Source organism: Rivibacter subsaxonicus, assembly GCF_004217215.1.
Taxonomy (GTDB): domain Bacteria; phylum Pseudomonadota; class Gammaproteobacteria; order Burkholderiales; family Burkholderiaceae_C; genus Rivibacter; species Rivibacter subsaxonicus.
The window spans coordinates 42,584-61,111 of record NZ_SHKP01000010.1 but is presented as its reverse complement, the minus strand read 5'-3'; the positions used below and the strand labels follow the sequence as shown (position 1 = coordinate 61,111).

At 64.1% G+C, this 18,528-nt stretch carries 32 protein-coding genes; 1 reads left to right on the top strand and 31 read right to left on the bottom strand.

Annotation, left to right across the window (positions count from 1 at the left end):
• Positions 1-205: 205 nt before the first annotated feature.
• The 31 genes from rpsK to rpsL form a co-directional block, all read right to left on the bottom strand.
• On the bottom strand, positions 206-610 hold the full coding sequence (gene rpsK / locus EV670_RS18120; protein ID WP_130434790.1) for a 30S ribosomal protein S11: 405 nt from the start codon (positions 608-610) through the stop codon (positions 206-208).
• Between the two features lie 27 nt (positions 611-637).
• Complete coding sequence (gene rpsM, locus EV670_RS18115; RefSeq protein ID WP_130434788.1) at positions 638-1,003, bottom strand: 30S ribosomal protein S13; 366 nt, start codon at positions 1,001-1,003, stop codon at positions 638-640.
• Between the two features lie 29 nt (positions 1,004-1,032).
• The gene (gene rpmJ / locus EV670_RS18110; RefSeq protein WP_009548427.1) at positions 1,033-1,146 is read right to left on the bottom strand and encodes a 50S ribosomal protein L36; all 114 of its coding nucleotides are present in this window, start codon (positions 1,144-1,146) and stop codon (positions 1,033-1,035) included.
• Positions 1,147-1,198: 52 nt separating this feature from the next.
• Positions 1,199-1,417: a translation initiation factor IF-1 gene (gene infA / locus EV670_RS18105; RefSeq protein WP_011830996.1), complete on the bottom strand. Its 219-nt coding sequence runs from the start codon at positions 1,415-1,417 to the stop codon at positions 1,199-1,201.
• A 20-nt stretch (positions 1,418-1,437) separates the two neighbouring features.
• Positions 1,438-2,751: a preprotein translocase subunit SecY gene (secY, locus tag EV670_RS18100; protein ID WP_130434786.1), complete on the bottom strand. Its 1,314-nt coding sequence runs from the start codon at positions 2,749-2,751 to the stop codon at positions 1,438-1,440.
• 42 nt (positions 2,752-2,793) lie between these two features.
• On the bottom strand, positions 2,794-3,225 hold the full coding sequence (gene rplO / locus EV670_RS18095) for a 50S ribosomal protein L15 (protein WP_130434784.1): 432 nt from the start codon (positions 3,223-3,225) through the stop codon (positions 2,794-2,796).
• Between the two features lie 23 nt (positions 3,226-3,248).
• Positions 3,249-3,434: a 50S ribosomal protein L30 gene (gene rpmD, locus EV670_RS18090; RefSeq protein ID WP_130434782.1), complete on the bottom strand. Its 186-nt coding sequence runs from the start codon at positions 3,432-3,434 to the stop codon at positions 3,249-3,251.
• 20 nt (positions 3,435-3,454) lie between these two features.
• Positions 3,455-3,973: a 30S ribosomal protein S5 gene (gene rpsE / locus EV670_RS18085; protein WP_130434780.1), complete on the bottom strand. Its 519-nt coding sequence runs from the start codon at positions 3,971-3,973 to the stop codon at positions 3,455-3,457.
• Between the two features lie 16 nt (positions 3,974-3,989).
• On the bottom strand, positions 3,990-4,355 hold the full coding sequence (gene rplR, locus EV670_RS18080) for a 50S ribosomal protein L18 (protein WP_130434778.1): 366 nt from the start codon (positions 4,353-4,355) through the stop codon (positions 3,990-3,992).
• 11 nt (positions 4,356-4,366) lie between these two features.
• Positions 4,367-4,900 carry a 50S ribosomal protein L6 gene (gene rplF, locus EV670_RS18075; RefSeq protein ID WP_130434776.1) on the bottom strand — a complete coding sequence of 178 codons (534 nt, stop codon included), beginning with the start codon at positions 4,898-4,900 and terminating at the stop codon, positions 4,367-4,369.
• A gap of 17 nt (positions 4,901-4,917) precedes the next feature.
• Positions 4,918-5,313, bottom strand: coding sequence for a 30S ribosomal protein S8 (rpsH, locus tag EV670_RS18070; RefSeq protein WP_130434774.1), 396 nt, complete (start codon positions 5,311-5,313; stop codon positions 4,918-4,920).
• A gap of 26 nt (positions 5,314-5,339) precedes the next feature.
• The gene (gene rpsN, locus EV670_RS18065; RefSeq protein ID WP_130434772.1) at positions 5,340-5,645 is read right to left on the bottom strand and encodes a 30S ribosomal protein S14; all 306 of its coding nucleotides are present in this window, start codon (positions 5,643-5,645) and stop codon (positions 5,340-5,342) included.
• A gap of 8 nt (positions 5,646-5,653) precedes the next feature.
• Positions 5,654-6,193, bottom strand: a complete 540-nt coding sequence (rplE, locus tag EV670_RS18060) for a 50S ribosomal protein L5 (protein ID WP_130434770.1) — start codon at positions 6,191-6,193, stop codon at positions 5,654-5,656.
• 15 nt (positions 6,194-6,208) lie between these two features.
• On the bottom strand, positions 6,209-6,535 hold the full coding sequence (gene rplX / locus EV670_RS18055; RefSeq protein ID WP_130434768.1) for a 50S ribosomal protein L24: 327 nt from the start codon (positions 6,533-6,535) through the stop codon (positions 6,209-6,211).
• A gap of 25 nt (positions 6,536-6,560) precedes the next feature.
• On the bottom strand, positions 6,561-6,929 hold the full coding sequence (gene rplN, locus EV670_RS18050; RefSeq protein WP_130434867.1) for a 50S ribosomal protein L14: 369 nt from the start codon (positions 6,927-6,929) through the stop codon (positions 6,561-6,563).
• A gap of 278 nt (positions 6,930-7,207) precedes the next feature.
• The gene (locus EV670_RS18045) at positions 7,208-7,720 is read right to left on the bottom strand and encodes a peroxiredoxin (RefSeq protein WP_130434766.1); all 513 of its coding nucleotides are present in this window, start codon (positions 7,718-7,720) and stop codon (positions 7,208-7,210) included.
• 124 nt (positions 7,721-7,844) lie between these two features.
• Complete coding sequence (gene rpsQ / locus EV670_RS18040) at positions 7,845-8,120, bottom strand: 30S ribosomal protein S17 (RefSeq protein WP_130434764.1); 276 nt, start codon at positions 8,118-8,120, stop codon at positions 7,845-7,847.
• Entirely contained in the window at positions 8,117-8,317 is a 201-nt protein-coding gene (rpmC, locus tag EV670_RS18035; protein WP_130434762.1) for a 50S ribosomal protein L29, read from the bottom strand. The genes rpsQ and rpmC overlap by 4 nt, the downstream gene beginning before the upstream one ends.
• A 20-nt stretch (positions 8,318-8,337) precedes the next feature.
• The gene (rplP, locus tag EV670_RS18030) at positions 8,338-8,754 is read right to left on the bottom strand and encodes a 50S ribosomal protein L16 (protein ID WP_130434760.1); all 417 of its coding nucleotides are present in this window, start codon (positions 8,752-8,754) and stop codon (positions 8,338-8,340) included.
• A 12-nt stretch (positions 8,755-8,766) separates the two neighbouring features.
• Positions 8,767-9,678, bottom strand: coding sequence for a 30S ribosomal protein S3 (gene rpsC, locus EV670_RS18025; protein ID WP_130434758.1), 912 nt, complete (start codon positions 9,676-9,678; stop codon positions 8,767-8,769).
• A 10-nt stretch (positions 9,679-9,688) separates the two neighbouring features.
• Positions 9,689-10,018 carry a 50S ribosomal protein L22 gene (gene rplV / locus EV670_RS18020; RefSeq protein ID WP_130434756.1) on the bottom strand — a complete coding sequence of 110 codons (330 nt, stop codon included), beginning with the start codon at positions 10,016-10,018 and terminating at the stop codon, positions 9,689-9,691.
• 9 nt (positions 10,019-10,027) lie between these two features.
• Positions 10,028-10,303 carry a 30S ribosomal protein S19 gene (rpsS, locus tag EV670_RS18015; RefSeq protein WP_130434754.1) on the bottom strand — a complete coding sequence of 92 codons (276 nt, stop codon included), beginning with the start codon at positions 10,301-10,303 and terminating at the stop codon, positions 10,028-10,030.
• Between the two features lie 12 nt (positions 10,304-10,315).
• The gene (gene rplB / locus EV670_RS18010) at positions 10,316-11,140 is read right to left on the bottom strand and encodes a 50S ribosomal protein L2 (protein ID WP_130434752.1); all 825 of its coding nucleotides are present in this window, start codon (positions 11,138-11,140) and stop codon (positions 10,316-10,318) included.
• A complete protein-coding gene (gene rplW / locus EV670_RS18005; protein WP_423213595.1) occupies positions 11,140-11,472 on the bottom strand; it encodes a 50S ribosomal protein L23 in 333 nt (110 codons plus the stop codon). The genes rplB and rplW overlap by 1 nt, the downstream gene beginning before the upstream one ends.
• Positions 11,469-12,089: a 50S ribosomal protein L4 gene (rplD, locus tag EV670_RS18000; protein ID WP_130434750.1), complete on the bottom strand. Its 621-nt coding sequence runs from the start codon at positions 12,087-12,089 to the stop codon at positions 11,469-11,471. Before rplD ends, rplW begins: the two co-directional genes overlap by 4 nt.
• A complete protein-coding gene (rplC, locus tag EV670_RS17995) occupies positions 12,089-12,769 on the bottom strand; it encodes a 50S ribosomal protein L3 (protein ID WP_130434748.1) in 681 nt (226 codons plus the stop codon). Before rplC ends, rplD begins: the two co-directional genes overlap by 1 nt.
• A gap of 193 nt (positions 12,770-12,962) precedes the next feature.
• Positions 12,963-13,274, bottom strand: a complete 312-nt coding sequence (gene rpsJ / locus EV670_RS17990) for a 30S ribosomal protein S10 (protein WP_130434746.1) — start codon at positions 13,272-13,274, stop codon at positions 12,963-12,965.
• A gap of 99 nt (positions 13,275-13,373) precedes the next feature.
• Positions 13,374-14,564, bottom strand: a complete 1,191-nt coding sequence (gene tuf / locus EV670_RS17985) for an elongation factor Tu (protein ID WP_130434712.1) — start codon at positions 14,562-14,564, stop codon at positions 13,374-13,376.
• Positions 14,565-14,679: 115 nt separating this feature from the next.
• Complete coding sequence (gene fusA, locus EV670_RS17980) at positions 14,680-16,782, bottom strand: elongation factor G (RefSeq protein ID WP_130434744.1); 2,103 nt, start codon at positions 16,780-16,782, stop codon at positions 14,680-14,682.
• A 71-nt stretch (positions 16,783-16,853) separates the two neighbouring features.
• Positions 16,854-17,324 (bottom strand): 30S ribosomal protein S7, encoded by a 471-nt coding sequence (gene rpsG / locus EV670_RS17975; RefSeq protein ID WP_130434742.1) that lies wholly within the window; start codon positions 17,322-17,324, stop codon positions 16,854-16,856.
• A 143-nt stretch (positions 17,325-17,467) separates the two neighbouring features.
• Complete coding sequence (gene rpsL / locus EV670_RS17970; protein ID WP_130434740.1) at positions 17,468-17,845, bottom strand: 30S ribosomal protein S12; 378 nt, start codon at positions 17,843-17,845, stop codon at positions 17,468-17,470.
• Positions 17,846-18,076: 231 nt separating this feature from the next.
• Between rpsL and EV670_RS17965 the strand changes: the two genes are divergently transcribed.
• Complete coding sequence (locus EV670_RS17965; RefSeq protein WP_130434738.1) at positions 18,077-18,526, top strand: PIN domain-containing protein; 450 nt, start codon at positions 18,077-18,079, stop codon at positions 18,524-18,526.
• Positions 18,527-18,528: the final 2 nt, after the last annotated feature.

Here is an 18,528-nt window from a genome sequence, read left to right as displayed (position 1 = left end):
TTGCTTCCTTGGTTTTCTGACGCGGTCGACTGCTACCGCGCGAGTCTGGCGAGTGTTGTTGTGGACGCTCAGACGGTGGGCTTAAGAAGAGCGCCTCGCGTGCGAATGCGGCTCTTCAGTGAAAGAGCCGGCGGGGCACAAGGGCCACGCCGGCTGCTCGGGAAACCCCGAATTGTAGCGCGACCTTGGCGGTCGCGCTGCTGACTCAGATGCGACGACGCTTCTGCGGACGGCAGCCGTTGTGCGGCACCGGCGTCACGTCGGAGATCGAGACGATGCGGATGCCCAGCGAGGCCAGCGCACGAACCGACGACTCGCGACCCGGGCCGGGGCCCTTGATCTGCACTTCGAGGTTCTTGATGCCCTGGTCGATCGCCTGGCGGCCGGCGTTCTCGGCAGCAACCTGCGCCGCAAACGGGGTCGACTTGCGCGAGCCCTTGAAGCCCTGGCCACCGCTCGACGCCCACGACAGCGAGTTGCCCTGCCGGTCGGTGATCGTGATGATGGTGTTGTTGAACGACGCGTGGACGTGTGCAATACCGTCCGCAACGTTCTTGCGGACCTTCTTGCGCACGCGCGAGGCGGCGGAATTGGCGGGAGCTTTAGCCATGCTGAGTCTCTTTCAGTCTCGAACGCGTCACTTCTTCTGCGCGGTGGGCGACTTGCGCGGGCCCTTGCGGGTACGCGCATTCGTGCGGGTGCGCTGACCGCGCATCGGCAGGCCGCGACGATGACGGAAGCCGCGGTAGCAGCCCAGGTCCATCAGACGCTTGATGTTGATCGTGGTCTCGCGACGCAGGTCGCCCTCGATCGTGAGTTGACCCACCGCGTCACGGATCTTCTCGAGATCGGTGTCGTTGAGATCCTTGACCTTCTTGTCGAAGGCAATGCCGCAGGCGGTGCAGATCTTCTGCGCCGTGGTACGGCCAATGCCATAGATGGCGGTCAGGCCGATCTCAGCGTGCTTGTGCGGCGGGATGTTGATGCCAGCAATACGTGCCATGTTCTACCTCTGTACGTGGTCGTGCCTGATCAACCCTGGCGCTGCTTGTGGCGCGGGTCGGTGCAGATGACACGCACCACGCCCTTGCGACGGATGATCTTGCAATTGCGGCACATCTTCTTGACCGATGCGGCTACCTTCATGGTCTTCTCCTAGACTGTCTCTAGCGTGCTTCCGGGGTGTTGCGCTTGTCGCTCACTTCGCCCGGAAGACGATGCGAGCCCGACTCAAATCGTAGGGCGTGAGTTCAACGGTCACCTTGTCCCCCGGCAGGATGCGGATGTAGTGCATCCGCATCTTTCCGGAGATATGACCGAGCACCACATGCCCGTTCTCCAGCTTTACTCGAAACGTCGCGTTCGGCAGGTTCTCGAGGATCTCGCCCTGCATCTGGATGACGTCATCCTTTGACATAGCGCGTGGTCGTTCCTTGATCAGCTGGCCTTGAAATTGGCCTTCTTGAGCAGCGATTCGTACTGCTGGCTCATCACATAACTCTGAACCTGGGCCCAGAAGTCCATCGTCACGACGACGATGATCAACAGGGAGGTGCCACCAAAGTAGAACGGCACGTTGTACTTGAGGACCAGGAACTCGGGCAGCAGGCACACCAGCGTGATGTAGGCAGCGCCGGCCAGCGTCAGGCGCCCGAGGATCTTGTCGATGTGCTTGGCGGTCTGCTCGCCCGGACGAATGCCCGGGATGAACGCGCCGCTCTTCTTCAGGTTGTCTGCGGTCTCGCGGCTGTTGAACACCAGCGCCGTGTAGAAGAAGCAGAAGAACACGATCGCCGCTGCATAGAGCATCACGTAGATCGGCTGACCCGGCGACAGCGCCGAGGCGATGTCCTTGAGCCAGCGCATGCCGTCACCCACCGCGACCCAGCCCACCAGCGTCGCCGGCAGCAGGATGATCGACGAGGCGAAGATCGGCGGGATCACGCCGGCCATGTTGATCTTCAGCGGCAGGTGCGAGGACTGGCCGCCATAGACCTTGTTGCCGACCTGGCGCTTGGCGTAGTTCACCAGGATCTTGCGCTGGCCGCGCTCGACGAACACGACGAAGTAGGTCACCGCGATCACGACCGCAATGATGAACAGCGCCGCGATGATGCTCATCGCTCCGGTGCGGATCAACTCGAACAGGCCGCCGATGGCGCTCGGCAGGCCAGCCGCGATGCCCGCGAAGATGATGATCGAGATGCCGTTGCCCAGACCGCGCTCGGTGATCTGCTCGCCCAGCCACATCAGGAACATCGTGCCCGACACCAGGCTGACGACCGTCGTCACGCGAAAGCCGATACCGGGGCTCAGTACCAGGCCGGCCGAGGCCTCGAGCGCGAACGCGATGCCCATCGCCTGGAACAGCGCCAGACCCAGCGTGCCGTAGCGCGTGTACTGCGTGATCCGGCGACGACCGCTCTCGCCCTCTTTCTTGAGCGCTTCCAGGCTCGGCACCACGTAGCTCATCAGCTGCATGATGATCGAGGCCGAGATGTACGGCATGATCCCCAGCGCGAAGACGGTGAAGCGCGACAGCGCACCGCCCGAGAACATGTTGAACAGGCTCAGGATGCCGCCCTGCTGACCCTGGAACAGCTGCTGCAGCTGCGCAGGATCGATCCCCGGCACCGGGATATGCGCCCCGATGCGGTAGACCACGAGGGCCAGCAACAGGAACACAAGCCGGCGACGCAGGTCGCCGAACTTGCCGCTCTTGGCCAGTTGATTCGCGTTGGTGGATGCCAAAGCTGCCGTCCTAGGACTTCTTCTTGCTGTTCAGACGCGCGTTCAGGCCACCGAGCCGCCAGCGGCCTCGATCGCAGCCTTCGCACCGGCCGTGGCCAGCACGCCCTTGAGCGCGACCTTCGTGGTGATCGCGCCGGCCAGGATGACCTTCACGTTCTTCGCACGATGCGGCACCAGGCCGGCGGTCTTGAGCGCCAGCATGTCGACTTCGGCCGCGCCCAGGCGCTCGAGGTCGGCGAGCGTGACCTCGGCGTTGTACTTGGCAGTGGTCGACTTGAAGCCACGCTTGGGCAGGCGACGCTGCAGCGGCATCTGGCCGCCTTCGAAGCCCACCTTGTGGTAGCCACCGGCGCGCGACTTCTGGCCCTTGTGGCCGCGACCCGCGGTCTTGCCCAGGCCGGAGCCGATGCCGCGACCGACGCGACGCTTGGCGCGCTTGGAGCCCGAGCCGGGCTTGAGGGAGTTGAGTTCCATCGAATTCTCCTGCGCAGCGCTGCTTACAGCACCTGCACGAGGTAACTGATCTTGTTGATCATGCCGCGCACCGACGGCGTGTCTTCCAGGGTCGACACACTGTTGAGCTTGCGCAGGCCCAGGCCCACCACCGTGGCGCGATGAGATTCGCGCGTGCCGATCGGGCTCCTGACCAGCTTGACGGTAACCGTCTTCTTTTCGGTCGTCATGTCGTTCTCCGGGGCGCGGCTCAATTGAAGATGTCTTCCACCGTCAGGCCACGCTTGGCCGCCACCTGGGCGGGCGTGGTCGAACGGGTCAGCGCATCGAACGTGGCGCGAACCATGTTGTACGGGTTGGTCGAGCCATGGCTCTTGGCAACGATGTCCTTGACGCCCATGACGTCGAAGACCGCGCGCATCGGGCCACCGGCGATGACGCCGGTACCGGGCGACGCCGGTTGCAGCAGCACGCGGGCCGCGCCGTGCTCGCCGATCACGCGGTGATGCACGGTGCCGTTCGTCAGGCTGACCTTGACCATGTTGCGGCGCGCAGACTCCATGGCCTTCTGCACTGCGACCGGCACTTCCTTGGCCTTGCCCTTGCCCATGCCGACGCGGCCATCGCCGTCACCGACCACGGTCAACGCGGCGAAGCTCATGGTGCGACCGCCCTTGACCACCTTGGTCACGCGGTTCACCTGAATCATCTTTTCCTTCAGGCCGTCTTCGTTCGCTTCGGTCTGGGCGCGGGGTTGAAACTTTGCCATGCTGTTTCCTTGTGCGTCAGAACTGCAGACCAGCTTCGCGCGCTGCCTCGGCCAGCGCCTTCACGCGGCCGTGGTACGCAAAACCGGAGCGGTCGAACGCGACCTTCTCGATGCCGGCGGCCTTGGCCTTTTCGGCGATACGCTTGCCGACGATGGCGGCAGCGGCGGCATTGCCACCCTTGCCCTCCGCGCCGAGCTGGGCGCGCACTTCCTTTTCGGCGGTCGAGGCGCTTGCGAGCACCTGCTGGCCGTCGTCGGAAATGACGCTTGCATAGATATGCAGGTTGGAGCGGAACACCGTCAGACGGGCCACGCGTTGCAGTGCAATGCGGGCGCGGGTCTGGCGGGCACGACGCAGGCGCTGTTCTTTCTGGTTCAACATCGTGCTGCTCCTTACTTCTTCTTGGTCTCTTTGAGAGAGACCTTTTCATCGGAGTAACGGATGCCCTTGCCCTTGTAGGGCTCCGGCGGACGGATCGCGCGCACCTCGGCGGCGATCTGGCCCACCACCTGGCGGTCCGATCCCTTGATGAGGATCTCGGTCTGCGTCGGGCACTCGACCTTGATGCCGGCCGGCATTTCCTTGGCGACCGGATGCGAGAACCCGATCTGCAGGTTCAGCTTCTGGCCCTGGGCCTGGGCCCGGAAACCCACGCCGACCAGGTTCAGCTTCTTTTCGAAGCCCTTGCTGACGCCGTTGACCATGTTGGCCACCAGCGCACGCATCGTGCCGCTCATCGCGTTCGCGGCCGCGGTCTCGTCGACCGGCGCGAAGTTCAGCGAACCGCCTTCGTTCTTGACCGACACCAGCGGGCTCATCGACTGCAACAGCGTGCCGAGCGAACCCTTGACGGTGATCTGCTCAGCGGTGATCGCAACGTCCACACCTTGCGGCACGGCGATCGGCATTTTTCCTACGCGGGACATGTTTCAGCTCCTTCGCGTCAGGCGACGTAGCACAGGACCTCGCCACCGATACCGGCAGCGCGGGCCTTGCGGTCCGTCATCACGCCTTGCGGCGTGGTCACGATCGCCACACCGAGGCCATTCATGACCTGCGGAATGTCGTGGCGACCCTTGTAGACGCGCAGGCCGGGACGGCTCACGCGCTCGATGCGCTCGATGACCGGGCGACCGGCGTAGTACTTCAGCGCAATCTCGAGCGCGGACTTGCCGTCCTCGCTCTTGACGGCGAATCCGTCGATGTAGCCCTCGTCCTTCAGGACCTGGGCGATCGCGACCTTGACCTTCGAAGCCGGCATCGCGACCTTGGTCTTCTCGACCAGTTGCGCGTTGCGGATGCGGGTCAGCATGTCGGCGATGGGATCACTCATGCTCATGGGATGAACTCCTATTCAGCGCCGACTTACCAGCTGGCCTTGATGACACCGGGGATGTCACCCTTGAACGCCAGCTCACGGATCTTGCTGCGCCCCAGACCGAAGGTGCGGAACGTGCCACGCGGGCGACCGGTCAGCTCGCAGCGGTTGCGCAGGCGCGTCGGGTACGCATTGCGCGGCAGCTTCTGCAGCGCCAGGCGCGCGGTGTAGCGCTCTTCGTCGGACTTGCCGGCGTCGTCGATGATTGCCTTGAGTTCAGCGTATTTCTTCGCGAACTTGGCGACCATCTGCTCTCGCTTCAGCTCACGCTGCTTGATCGAAACCTTGGCCACAGGTCACCTCAGTTCTTGAACGGGAATTTGAAGGCGGCGAGAAGAGCCTTGGCCTCCTCGTCGTTCTTCGCGGTCGTCGTGATGCTGATATTCATCCCGCGGAGCGCGTCGATCTTGTCGTACTCGATCTCGGGGAAAATGATCTGCTCTTTGACGCCGATGTTGTAGTTGCCACGGCCGTCGAAGGCGCGACCCGAGATGCCGCGGAAGTCGCGCACGCGGGGCAGCGCGATCGTCACGAAGCGATCCAGGAATTCGTACATGCGCACACCGCGCAGCGTGACCATCGTGCCGATGGGCACGCCGTCACGGATCTTGAAGCCGGCAATCGCCTTCTTCGACTTGGTGACCACCGGCTTCTGGCCGGCGATCTTGGTCAGGTCACCAACTGCGTGATCCATGACCTTCTTGTCGGAGACCGCCTCGCTCACGCCCATGTTGAGCGTGATCTTCTCGAGACGCGGGACTTGCATCACCGACTTGTAGCCGAACTTCTCGACGAGGTCCGGCACCACTTTTTCGCGGTAGAACTGTTGCAGACGTGCCATGTTGAACCTCTAGCGTCAGGCCTTGGGCGCAGGGATCTGCTCACCACTCGACTTGAAAACGCGCACCTTCTTGCCGTCATCAAGCAGCTTGATGCCCACGCGGTCGGCCTTGGCCGATGCGGGGTTGTAGATCGCCACGTTGGACTGGTGAATCGGCATGGTCTTGTCGACGATGCCACCGGTCGTGCCCTTGAGCGGGTTGGGCTTGACGTGCTTCTTGACCACGTTGACGCCCTCGACGAGCACGTGATCGACGTCGACGCGCGCCGAGATGACGCCGCGCTTGCCCTTGTCGCGACCAGTCAGCACGATGACCTGGTCGCCTTTGCGAATCTTGTTCATGACCTGTCCTTTGGACGCTGTTCGCTCACAGCACTTCGGGCGCGAGCGACACGATCTTCATGAAGCGCTCGGTACGCAGTTCACGCGTGACCGGGCCGAAGATGCGGGTGCCAATGGGCTCGAGCTTGGCGTTGAGCAGCACGGCGGCATTGCCGTCGAACTTGACCAGCGAGCCGTCCTGGCGACGAACGCCCTTGGCGGTGCGCACGACGACGGCGTTGTAGATCTCGCCCTTCTTCACGCGACCACGCGGCGCAGCCTCCTTGATGGAGACCTTGATGACATCGCCGATGCCGGCGTAGCGGCGCTTGGAGCCGCCCAGCACCTTGATGCACATGACGCTCTTCGCGCCAGTGTTGTCCGCGACATCAAGTCGCGATTGCATTTGGATCATGTCTGTCCCCAACTTGTCCCGCACGACACCCACCATGGGCGGCCAGCGGTCAGTCTTGGTCCCGTGGGGCGAAGACCGCTCGCTCATTTGCCAGCGGCCGCCACCCTCGAAGGGCGAGACCGGGAGTCGAATTGCGCGTCCACTGCCTTTGTCAGGCGCTCAGGAGACCCTGAGGGATCGCAACCCGGTTTCCCGGCGAAGCTCAGCAGTATCCCTTATCCACCAGCTTGCGTCAAGTGCCCAGACGCAAAGAAGTGGAGAGGGCTCCCTGGCTTTGGTCAGGCCAGCGCCTTGGCCTGAGCCAGCAGCGTGGCGGCATCGCTGACCTCGAACTTGCCCGGTCCTTCGACGTTGAGCGTCTTGACCACGCCGTCCTTGACCAGCATCGAGTAGCGCGCCGAGCGCAGGCCCATGCCGCGCGCGGTGAGATCGAGCGTCAGCCCGGTGGCCTGGGCGAATGCCGCGCTGCCGTCGGCCATCATGCGAACCTTGTCTGCCGTCTTCTGGTCGCGGCCCCAGGCACCCATCACGAAGGCATCGTTGACCGACACGCACCAGATCTCGTCGACGCCGGCCGCCTTGAAGTCGGCCGCGTGCTGCACATAGCCGGGCACATGCTGCGCCGAACAGGTCGGCGTGTAGGCGCCGGGCAGCGCGAACAGCGCAATCGTCTTGCCGGCCGTGAGCTTCGGGATCTCGAAGCTGTTCGGCCCGATCGAGCAGCCGTTGCCCTCGACCTCTACATATTCCTGCAGCGTGCCCGCGGGCAGCTTGTCACCGATCTTGATCATCTTCTCGTCTCCTGGTGGCTAGAGTCGCAAACGGACCCGAAATGAAAAACGACCGGGTGCCAGCTTGCCAGCACCAGGTCGTTCTTCTGAACAGGGCCTCGCAAGGCCTTGAGCTCAAGTCGGCTTAGATGCCGCGCGCCTTCTCGACCAGGCGGGTCACGACCCACGACTTGGTCTTCGAGATCGGGCGCCCTTCGGCGATCTCGACGAGGTCACCGAGGTGGTAGTCGCCGTTCTCGTCATGCGCGTGGTACTTGCGCGAGGTGGCGACGATCTTGCCGTAGAGCTCGTGCTTGGCACGACGCTCGACCAGCACCGTGATCGTCTTGGCGCGCTTGTCGCTGACGACGCGGCCGACCAGCGTGCGCGTGTTCTTCTCGGCGGTTTGAGCTTGCGTCATTGCGCGGCTCCCTTCTTCTTCTCGGCCAGGATGGTCTTGGCGCGAGCGATGGAACGGCGGGTATCGCGCAGGCTGGCGGTGTTGCTCAGCTGCTGGGTACCCTTCTGCATGCGCAGGCCGAAGTGCGCCTTGAGCAGGGACTTGATTTCCTGCTCGAGCGCCGCGACGTCCTTCGTGCGGAGTTCGGATGCTTTCATGTGTGGTCTCCGGTGCCGGCTCAGGTGCCGACCTGGCGGGCGACGAAGGTGCACTTCAGCGGCAGCTTGGCGGCAGCCAGCGTGAACGCCTCACGTGCGAGGACTTCGTCGACGCCGTTGATCTCGTAGAGCACCTTGCCGGGCTGGATCTCAGCCACGTAGTACTCCGGGTTGCCCTTGCCGTTGCCCATGCGGACCTCGGCAGGCTTCTGCGAGATCGGCTTGTCCGGGAAGATGCGGATGAAGATACGACCACCGCGCTTCACGTGACGCGAGATCGCGCGACGCGCGGCCTCGATCTGGCGAGCGGTGATACGGCCGCGTTCGGTGGCCTTGAGGCCGAATTCACCGAATGCCACGGTGGCGCCACGAGTGGCGACGCCGGTGTTGCGGCCCTTCTGCTCCTTGCGGTATTTGCGGCGAGCGGGTTGCAGCATGTCTTGTTCTCCTTATGCGCCGGTGCCAGGTGCGGCGACCTTGCGCACGCGCTTGACGGCCGGAGCCTTGGGCGCATCGCCGGCGGGGGCGGCAGTCGCGGCATCTGCCGGCCTGTCGCTGTCGGCCGGTGCGGCTTCGGCGCGCGGGCCACGGCCGGGGCCACCAGGGGCACCCGGGCCGCCACGGCCACCGCTCGGACGGCGGTCGCCACCCGGACGGTCGCTGCGCGGACCACGACGGTTGCGGCGATCGTCTTCACGATCGTCGCCGCCCTTGAGCGTCGGCGCCTCGCCGTTGGCCAGGCGGTCGCCACGATAGACCCAGACCTTGACACCGATGATGCCGTAGGTCGTCTTGGCTTCCGAGAAACCGTAGTCGATGTCGGCGCGCAGCGTGTGAAGCGGCACCCGGCCTTCGCGGTACCACTCGGTGCGGGCGATCTCGATGCCGTTGAGGCGGCCGGCCGACATGATCTTGATACCCTGCGCGCCCAGGCGCATCGCGTTCTGCATCGCGCGCTTCATCGCACGGCGGAACATGATTCGCTTCTCGAGCTGCTGGGTGATCGAGTCGGCGATCAGCTGAGCATCGACTTCCGGCTTACGGATCTCTTCGATGTTGACCGCGACCGGCACGCCGAGGCGGCGCGTCAGTTCGGCCTTGAGGTTCTCGATGTCCTCGCCCTTCTTGCCGATCACCACGCCGGGACGCGCCGAGTAGATGGTGATGCGGGCGTTCTTGGCCGGACGCTCGATCAGGATGCGCGAGACCGCGGCATTCTTCAGACGCGCCTTGAGGAAATCGCGAACCTGCAGGTCTTCGGCCAGCATGCCGGCGAAGTTCTTGCTCGACGCGTACCAGCGCGACGACCAGTTGCGGGTCACGGGCAGGCGAAAGCCTACCGGATGGATTTTTTGTCCCATGGTCTAGGCCTTAGTTGCCGACGGTGACGAAGATGTGGCAGGTCGGCTTGCTGATGCTGTTGCCGCGGCCCTTGGCGCGCGCGGTGAAACGCTTCAGCGTCGGACCCTGCTCGACATAGATCGTCTTGACCTTCAGTTCGTCGATGTCGGCGCCGTCGTTGTGCTCGGCATTGGCGATCGCAGACTCCAGCGCCTTCTTGACGATGACGGCCGCCTTCTTCTGCGTGAATTCCAGGATGTTGAGCGCCTGGTCCACCTTCTTGCCGCGGATCAGGTCAGCCACCAGTCGACCCTTGTCGACCGAGAGGCGGACGCCGCGAACGATTGCTCGGGTTTCCATAGCCGCTCCTTACTTCTTGGCCTTCTTGTCGCCGGGGTGACCCTTGAACGTACGGGTCAGGGCGAACTCGCCGAGCTTGTGACCGACCATCTGGTCGCTCACGTACACAGGCACGTGTTGCTTGCCGTTGTGCACGGCGATCGTCAGCCCGATGAACTCGGGCAGGATCGTCGAGCGGCGCGACCAGGTCTTGATCGGCTTCTTGTCCTTGATGGCCACGGCCTTCTCGACCTTGGCAACCAGGTGGTGGTCCACGAAGGGACCCTTTTTCAGTGAACGAGACATCTGCTGCGCCCCTTACTTCTTGCGACGCGAGACGATGAACGTCTGCGTGCGCTTATTGCTGCGAGTGCGATAGCCCTTGGTCATCGTGTTCCACGGCGACACAGGCACCTGACCTTCGCCGGTGCGGCCTTCGCCGCCGCCGTGCGGGTGGTCCACCGGGTTCATCGCAACACCACGGACGGTCGGGCGAATACCCTTCCAACGCTTGGCACCGGCCTTGCCGTACTGGCGCAGGTTGTGCTCTTCGTTGCTGACCTCGCCGATGGTGGCGCGGCAGTCGATGTGGATCTTGCGCACTTCACCCGAGCGCAGGCGAACCTGAGCGTAGGTGCCTTCACGCGCCATCAGCACCACCGAGGTACCGGCCGAACGCGCGATCTGCGCGCCCTTGCCGGGCAGCATCTCGACGCAATGGATCGTCGAGCCCACGGGGATGTTGCGGATCGGCAGCGTGTTGCCGGCCTTGATCGGCGCCTCGGCGCCGCTCAGCAGCGTCTGGCCCACCTCGACATTGCGCGGGGCAATGATGTAGGTGCGAGCGCCGTCGGCGTAGCACAGCAGCGCGATGTGGGCGGTGCGGTTCGGGTCGTATTCGATACGCTCGACCTTGGCCGGAATGCCGTCCTTGTTGCGCTTGAAGTCGACCACGCGGTAGTGGTGCTTGTGACCACCGCCCTTGTGGCGAATCGTGATGTGACCGTTGTTGTTACGGCCCGAGTTCTGCATCTGCGGCTCGAGCAGCGACGCTTCGGGCTTGCCCTTGTGCAGGTGCGAATGCACCACCTTCACGACGGCACGGCGGCCGGGCGAGGTCGGTTTGACTTTGACGACGGCCATTACGCAGCCTCCCCGGAGAAGTTGAGCTCCTGACCCGGCTTGAGGCAGACGTAGGCCTTGCGCAGGTTGTCCCGGCGGCCAGTGGTCTTGCCGAAGCGCTTGGTCTTGCCCTTGATGTTGACGACCGAGACCTTGTCGACCTCGACCTTGAACATCAGCTCCACCGCAGCCTTGATTTCCGGCTTGGTGGCGTCCTGGAGCACCTTGAACAGCACCTGGTTGTGCTTCTCGGCGACGGCCGTGGCCTTCTCGGACACGATCGGCGAGACCAGCACCTGCATCAGGCGGTTCTCGTCGAACTTGGTGTCGATGGGTTTGAAGGCGGCGCTCATGCCAGCATCTCCTTGAGCTTGTCGATCGCGCCCTTCGTCACCAGGACCTTCTTGTAGAAGACCAGAGACAGCGGATCGGCGTAACGCGGCTCGACCACCATCACGTTGGCGAGGTTGCGCGACGCGAGGAACAGGTTCTCGTCGACCTCGTCGGCGATCACCAGCACCGAGTCCAGGCCCATGGCCTTGAACTTGGCGGCCAGCAGCTTGGTCTTGGGCGAATCGACCTTGATCGAATCGACCACCGCCAGACGGCCATCACGGGCCAGCTGCGAGAAGATGGACGCCATGCCGGCGCGGTACATCTTCTTGTTGACCTTCTGCGAGAAGTTCTCGTCCGGCGTGTTCGGGAAGATCCGGCCGCCTCCGCGCCACAGCGGCGAGGAGCTCATGCCGGCGCGAGCGCGACCGGTACCCTTCTGGGCCCACGGCTTCTTCGTGGTGTGCGAGACGGTGCCGCGGTCCTTCTGGGCACGGGTACCCTGGCGCGCGTTGGCCTGGTAGGCCACGACGATCTGGTGCACCAACGCCTCGTTGTAGTCACGGCCGAAGACCGTGTCGGGCGCGTCCACCTTGGCAGACGACTGGCCCTGTTCGTTCAGGAGCTCGAGTTGCATCACTGGGCTCCCTTCTTGAGCTTGACCTTGACGGCCGGACGCACGGTCACGAAGCCGCCCTTGGCGCCCGGAACCGCACCCTTGACCAGCAGCAACTGACGGGCTTCGTCAACGCGCACGATGTCGAGGTTTTGCGTGGTGACGGTCTCGTCACCCATGTGGCCGGTCATCTTCTTGCCCGGGAACACGCGACCAGGATCCTGCGCCATCGAGATCGAGCCCGGCACGTTGTGCGAACGGCTATTGCCGTGCGACGCGCGCTGCGAGCTGAAGTTGTGGCGCTTGATCGTGCCCGCGAAACCCTTGCCGATCGACGTGGCTTGCACGTCGACGACCTGGCCGGCGGCGAACAACGTCACCGGCAGCGAGCTGCCCGGCGCGAATTGCCCAGCCACGTCGGCCGTGACGCGGAATTCCTTGAGGATCTCGCCGGCTTCCACACCCGCCTTGGCGAGGTGGCCTGCGGCCGGCTTGGTCACGCGCGAAGCCTTGCGCGTGCCGAAAGCGATCTGGACGGCGCTGTAGCCGTCGGTCGCTTCGGTCTTGACCTGGGCAACACGGTTGTTCGACACGTCGAGCACCGTCACGGGCACGGCATCGCCGTCGTCCGTGAAGATGCGCATCATGCCCACCTTGCGGCCCAGCAAACCGAGGCGGTGGCCCGGATTGGCTGTCGTCATGGTTCTTCTCCAGCTCTGTTAAGAGCCTTTGTTGCAACGTCCGGCATCGATTGGCCGGACTGACAAATGGAACGCCACCGAAGCGGCGCCCCTCAAAATCCGTTGCTGCACGAAGGCAGCCGCGGAAAAGCTTGCTAGTGTAGCAGATCCGGGTTCACCCGCGCAGCTAGCTGCGTGGACTCCCGGCTCCAACTCATTGCAGCTTGATCTCGACGTCGACGCCGGCCGGCAGGTCCAGCTTCATCAGCGCGTCGACCGTCTTGTCGGTCGGATCGACGATGTCCATCAGGCGCTGGTGGGTGCGGATCTCGAACTGGTCGCGCGAGGTCTTGTTGACGTGCGGCGAGCGCAGGATGTCGAAGCGCTCGAGGCGGGTCGGCAGGGGCACCGGGCCCTTGACGATGGCGCCGGTGCGCTTGGCGGTGTCGACGATCTCGAGTGCCGACTGGTCGATCAGCTTGTAGTCAAACGCCTTCAGGCGGATGCGAATCTTCTGCTTTTGCATGACGGTTCCTTCAAAGAGCAATGCAACCCGGCCGAGACGGCCGGACTGCCAGAGGGTGGAGGCCCGGCGCCCAGGAGCGCCGGGCCGTCACGCAAAAACTTACTCGACGATCTTGGCCACGACGCCGGCGCCGACGGTGCGGCCGCCTTCGCGGATGGCAAAGCGCAGGCCTTCCTCCATGGCGATCGGTGCGATCAGCTTGACGGTGATCGACACGTTGTCGCCCGGCATCACCATTTCCTTGTCCTTGGGCAGCTCGATGGCGCCCGTGACATCGGTGGTGCGGAAGTAGAACTGCGGACGGTAGTTGTTGAAGAACGGCGTGTGACGGCCGCCCTCGTCCTTGCTCAGCACGTACACCTCGGCCGTGAAGTGCGTGTGCGGCTTGATGCTGCCCGGCTTGCACAGCACCTGGCCGCGCTGCACGTCTTCGCGCTTGGTGCCGCGCAGCAGGATGCCGACGTTGTCGCCCGCCTGGCCCTGATCCAGCAGCTTGCGGAACATCTCCACGCCGGTGCAGGTGGTCTTCTGGGTGGCAGCGATGCCGACGATCTCGATTTCCTCGCCGACCTTGACGATGCCGCGCTCGATACGGCCGGTCACCACGGTGCCGCGGCCGGAGATCGAGAACACGTCTTCGACCGGCATCAGGAAGGCACCGTCGATGGCGCGCTCGGGCGTCGGGATGTAGCTGTCCAGCGCATCGGCCAGGCGCATGATGGCCTGCTCGCCGAGGTCGCCGGTGTCGCCTTCGAGGGCGAGCTTGGCCGAGCCCTTGACGATCGGGGTGTCGTCACCCGGGAAGTCGTACTTGCTGAGCAGTTCGCGCACTTCCATCTCGACGAGCTCGAGCAGCTCGGCATCGTCGACCATGTCGCACTTGTTCAGGAACACGATGATGTACGGAACACCGACCTGACGCGCCAGCAGGATGTGCTCGCGGGTCTGGGGCATCGGGCCGTCGGCGGCCGAGCACACGAGGATCGCGCCGTCCATCTGGGCGGCACCGGTGATCATGTTCTTGACGTAGTCGGCGTGGCCCGGGCAGTCGACGTGGGCGTAGTGCCGGTTGGCCGTCTCGTACTCGACGTGGGCGGTGTTGATGGTGATGCCGCGCGCCTTCTCTTCGGGCGCTGCGTCGATCTGGTCGTAGGCCTTGGCCTCGCCGCCGAACTTCTTCGACAGGATCGTCGTGATCGCCGCCGTCAGCGTCGTCTTGCCGTGGTCCACGTGACCGATCGTGCCCACGTTCACGTGGGGCTTGGTCCGCTCAAACTTGCCTTTTGCCATTTCGCTTCTCCAAAAAGAGCATTTCCAGTGTCGGGTTTAAGGTTTCCCCGGGAGAGAGGAGTCGCACGCCACTGGCAGCGTGCGGCCCTCCCGGGAAGACCGGCTCAGATAGAAATTACTTGCCGCGCGCGGTGATGATCGCGTCGGCCACGTTCTTCGGAGCTTCGGCGTAGTGCTTGAACTCCATGGTGTACGTGGCACGACCTTGCGACATCGAGCGCAGCGTGGTCGAGTAGCCGAACATCTCGCTCAGCGGCACTTCGGCCTTGATGATCTTGCCGCCGCCGACCATGTCGTCCATGCCCTGCACCATGCCGCGCCGCGAGGACAGGTCGCCCATCACGTTGCCGGCGTAGTCTTCGGGCGTCTCGACCTCGACCGCCATCATCGGCTCGAGGATCACCGGCGAGGCCTTGCGGCAGCCGTCCTTGAAGCCGAGCGACGCGGCCATCTTGAACGCGTTTTCGTTCGAGTCGACCTCGTGGTACGAACCGAAGGTCAGCGTGACCTTCACGTCGACCACCGGGTAGCCGGCCAGCACGCCGTTGGGCAGCGAATCGACGACGCCCTTCTCGACCGCGGGAATGAACTCGCGCGGCACCACGCCGCCCTTGATGGCGTCGACGAACTCGAAGCCCTTGCCCGGTTCCTGCGGCTCGACCTTCAGCACGACGTGGCCGTACTGGCCCTTGCCGCCCGACTGGCGCACGAACTTGCCTTCGACATCGGAGACCGCCTTGCGGATGGTCTCGCGGTACGCCACCTGCGGCTTGCCGACGTTGGCCTCGACGCCGAACTCGCGCTTCATGCGGTCGACGATGATTTCCAGGTGCAGTTCACCCATGCCGGAGATGATGGTCTGGCCACTCTCTTCGTCGGTGCGCACGCGGAACGACGGGTCTTCCTGGGCCAGACGGCCGAGGGCGATGCCCATCTTTTCCTGGTCGGCCTTGGTCTTGGGCTCGACGGCCTGCGAGATCACCGGCTCCGGGAAGATCATCTTCTCGAGCGTGATCACGGCTTCCGGATCGCACAGGGTCTCACCCGTGGTGACGTCCTTCAGGCCCACGCAGGCGGCGATGTCGCCGGCCAGGATTTCCTTGATCTCTTCACGCTGGTTGGCGTGCATCTGCAGGATCCGGCCGATGCGCTCCTTCTTGCCGCGGATCGGGTTGTAGACCGAGTCGCCGCTCTTCAGAACGCCCGAGTACACGCGCACGAAAGTCAGCTGGCCGACGTAGGGGTCGGTCATCAGCTTGAACGCCAGCGCTGCGAACTTCTCGGTGTCGTCGGCCTTGCGCACCACTTCCTTGTCGTCCTCGTCGGTGCCCGGCACCGGCGGGATGTCGATCGGGGAGGGCATGAAGTCGATCACGCCGTCGAGCATGCGCTGCACGCCCTTGTTCTTGAAGGCGGTGCCGCAGAACATCGGCTGGATCTCGGCACCGATGGTGCGCGAGCGGATGCCGTGCTTGATCTCGGCCTCGGTCAGCTCGCCCGATTCCAGATACTTGTTCATCAGCTCTTCGCTGGCTTCGGCAGCCGCCTCGACCATGTTCTCGCGCCACTTCTGGGCATCGGCGAGCTGTCCAGCCGGAATCTCTTCGTAGCTGAACTTCATGCCTTGCGAGGCCTCGTCCCAGATGATCGCCTTCATCTTGAGCAGATCGATCACGCCGGTGAAGTTTTCCTCGGCGCCGATGGGAATGACGATCGGCACCGGGTTGGCCTTCAGGCGCGTCTTCATCTGGTCGTAGACCTTGAAGAAGTTGGCGCCGGTGCGGTCCATCTTGTTGACGAACGCAAGGCGCGGCACCTTGTACTTGTTGGCCTGGCGCCAGACGGTCTCGGACTGCGGCTGCACGCCGCCCACGGCGCAATAGACCATGCAGGCACCGTCGAGCACGCGCATCGAGCGCTCGACTTCAATCGTGAAGTCGACGTGCCCGGGGGTGTCGATGATGTTGATCCGATGCTCGGGCAAGGACAGGTCCATGCCCTTCCAGAAGCAGGTGGTGGCAGCCGAGGTGATCGTGATGCCACGCTCCTGCTCCTGCTCCATCCAGTCCATCGTCGCGGCGCCATCGTGCACCTCGCCGATCTTGTGGTTCACACCGGTGTAGAACAGGATGCGCTCGGTGGTCGTGGTCTTGCCGGCATCGATGTGCGCGGAGATACCGATGTTGCGGTAGCGCTCGATGGGGGTCTTGCGGGCCATGGCGGAACTCCAAATACAGGGGCCGCTTCCGGGTTGGTGACAACCCTAGGAAGCGGCCGGGACGGACAGGGTCAGAAGCGGAAGTGCGAGAAGGCCTTGTTGGCTTCAGCCATGCGGTGCACTTCGTCGCGCTTCTTCATCGCGCCACCACGGCCTTCGGCGGCCTCGAGCAACTCGTTGGCCAGGCGCTGGGCCATGGACTTCTCGCTGCGCTTGCGGGCCGACTCCTTGAGCCAGCGCATCGACAGCGCGACGCGACGGACGGGGCGAACTTCCACGGGAACTTGGTAGTTCGCGCCACCGACGCGGCGGGACTTCACTTCGACCATCGGCTTGACGTTGTTCAGCGCGACCATGAAGACCTCGAGCGGATCGCCGTTGATCTTCTTCTCGATCTGGTCGAGGGCACCGTAGATGATGCGCTCAGCCACGGCCTTCTTGCCGGACTCCATGATCACGTTCATGAACTTCGAGAGATCGACCGATCCGAACTTGGGATCAGGCAGGATCTCGCGCTTGGGTACTTCGCGACGACGAGGCATTTCTCTTCCTTCGATTCTTCAGTTGGCAAGGTCTTCGACCCCACCCTGGATGCCCACCGACATCTGGAGGCATCCACTTACTCGACCCGCGCGGCGGGTCATCCGACTTCGGCCTTCAGGCCGAATTTCCTGTTGGCGAAGCCTTAGGCCTTCTTCGGGCGCTTGGCGCCGTACTTCGAACGCGATTGCTTGCGATCCTTGACGCCCTGCAGGTCGAGCGAGCCACGCACGATGTGGTAGCGCACGCCCGGCAGGTCCTTCACGCGGCCGCCGCGCACGAGCACAACGCTGTGCTCCTGCAGGTTGTGGCCTTCACCGCCGATGTACGAGATGACCTCGAAACCGTTGGTCAGGCGCACCTTGGCGACCTTGCGAAGCGCGGAGTTCGGCTTCTTGGGAGTGGTCGTGTACACGCGGGTGCACACGCCACGGCGCTGGGGGCTTCCCTCCATCGCCGGCGACTTGCTCTTGACGGTTTCGGTCTGACGACCGAAGCGCACGAGCTGATTGATGGTTGGCATGGGTAACTTGTTCCCGTTTGAAGTTACTTGGAAATCAGAACTCCCGGCAGCAAAGCCGCACCCCGCAGGACACACCGTAGACGACGAAAGGGCCGCAGCCGCGATGGCTTTGGCCCACATGACGCTCCAGGCGCTCAGCAAAGAACGCAGCAGAAACTGCCGAACAGCCCTCCATTATATTCGGGTAGCCCCTCGGTAGCAAGGCGGCGGCTTCTACGGCCGCCGCGAGCCATGAACTCAGACCGCCGACCCGCCGCTCCCACGGCCGTCATCGACACCAACACCGTGCTCGACTGGCTGCTGTTCGATGAGCCTAGCGCCGCGCCGATCGCGGCCGCCGTCGAAACGGGAACGCTCCGTTGGTTGGCCTGCAACAGCATGCGTACCGAGTGTGAGCATGTACTCTCCAGATCCGAAATAGCTCGCTGGCAACCGGATCCGGCGCGTGTCGCCCAGGCCTGGGACCGGTTCGCCGCGATGCGGCCGACGCCCACGCCCGGCCCCACCTGGCCACGCTGCACCGACCCCGACGACCAGGTCTTCATCGACCTGGCAATCGCCGAGCGCGCGACCTGGCTCGTCACGCGCGACCGCGCATTGCTCAAGTTGCGCCGCCGCGCCGCGCATTTCGGCGTGCAGGTGGTCCGGCCGCCCGAGTGGCGGCTCCTGCCGGCCGGTTGACG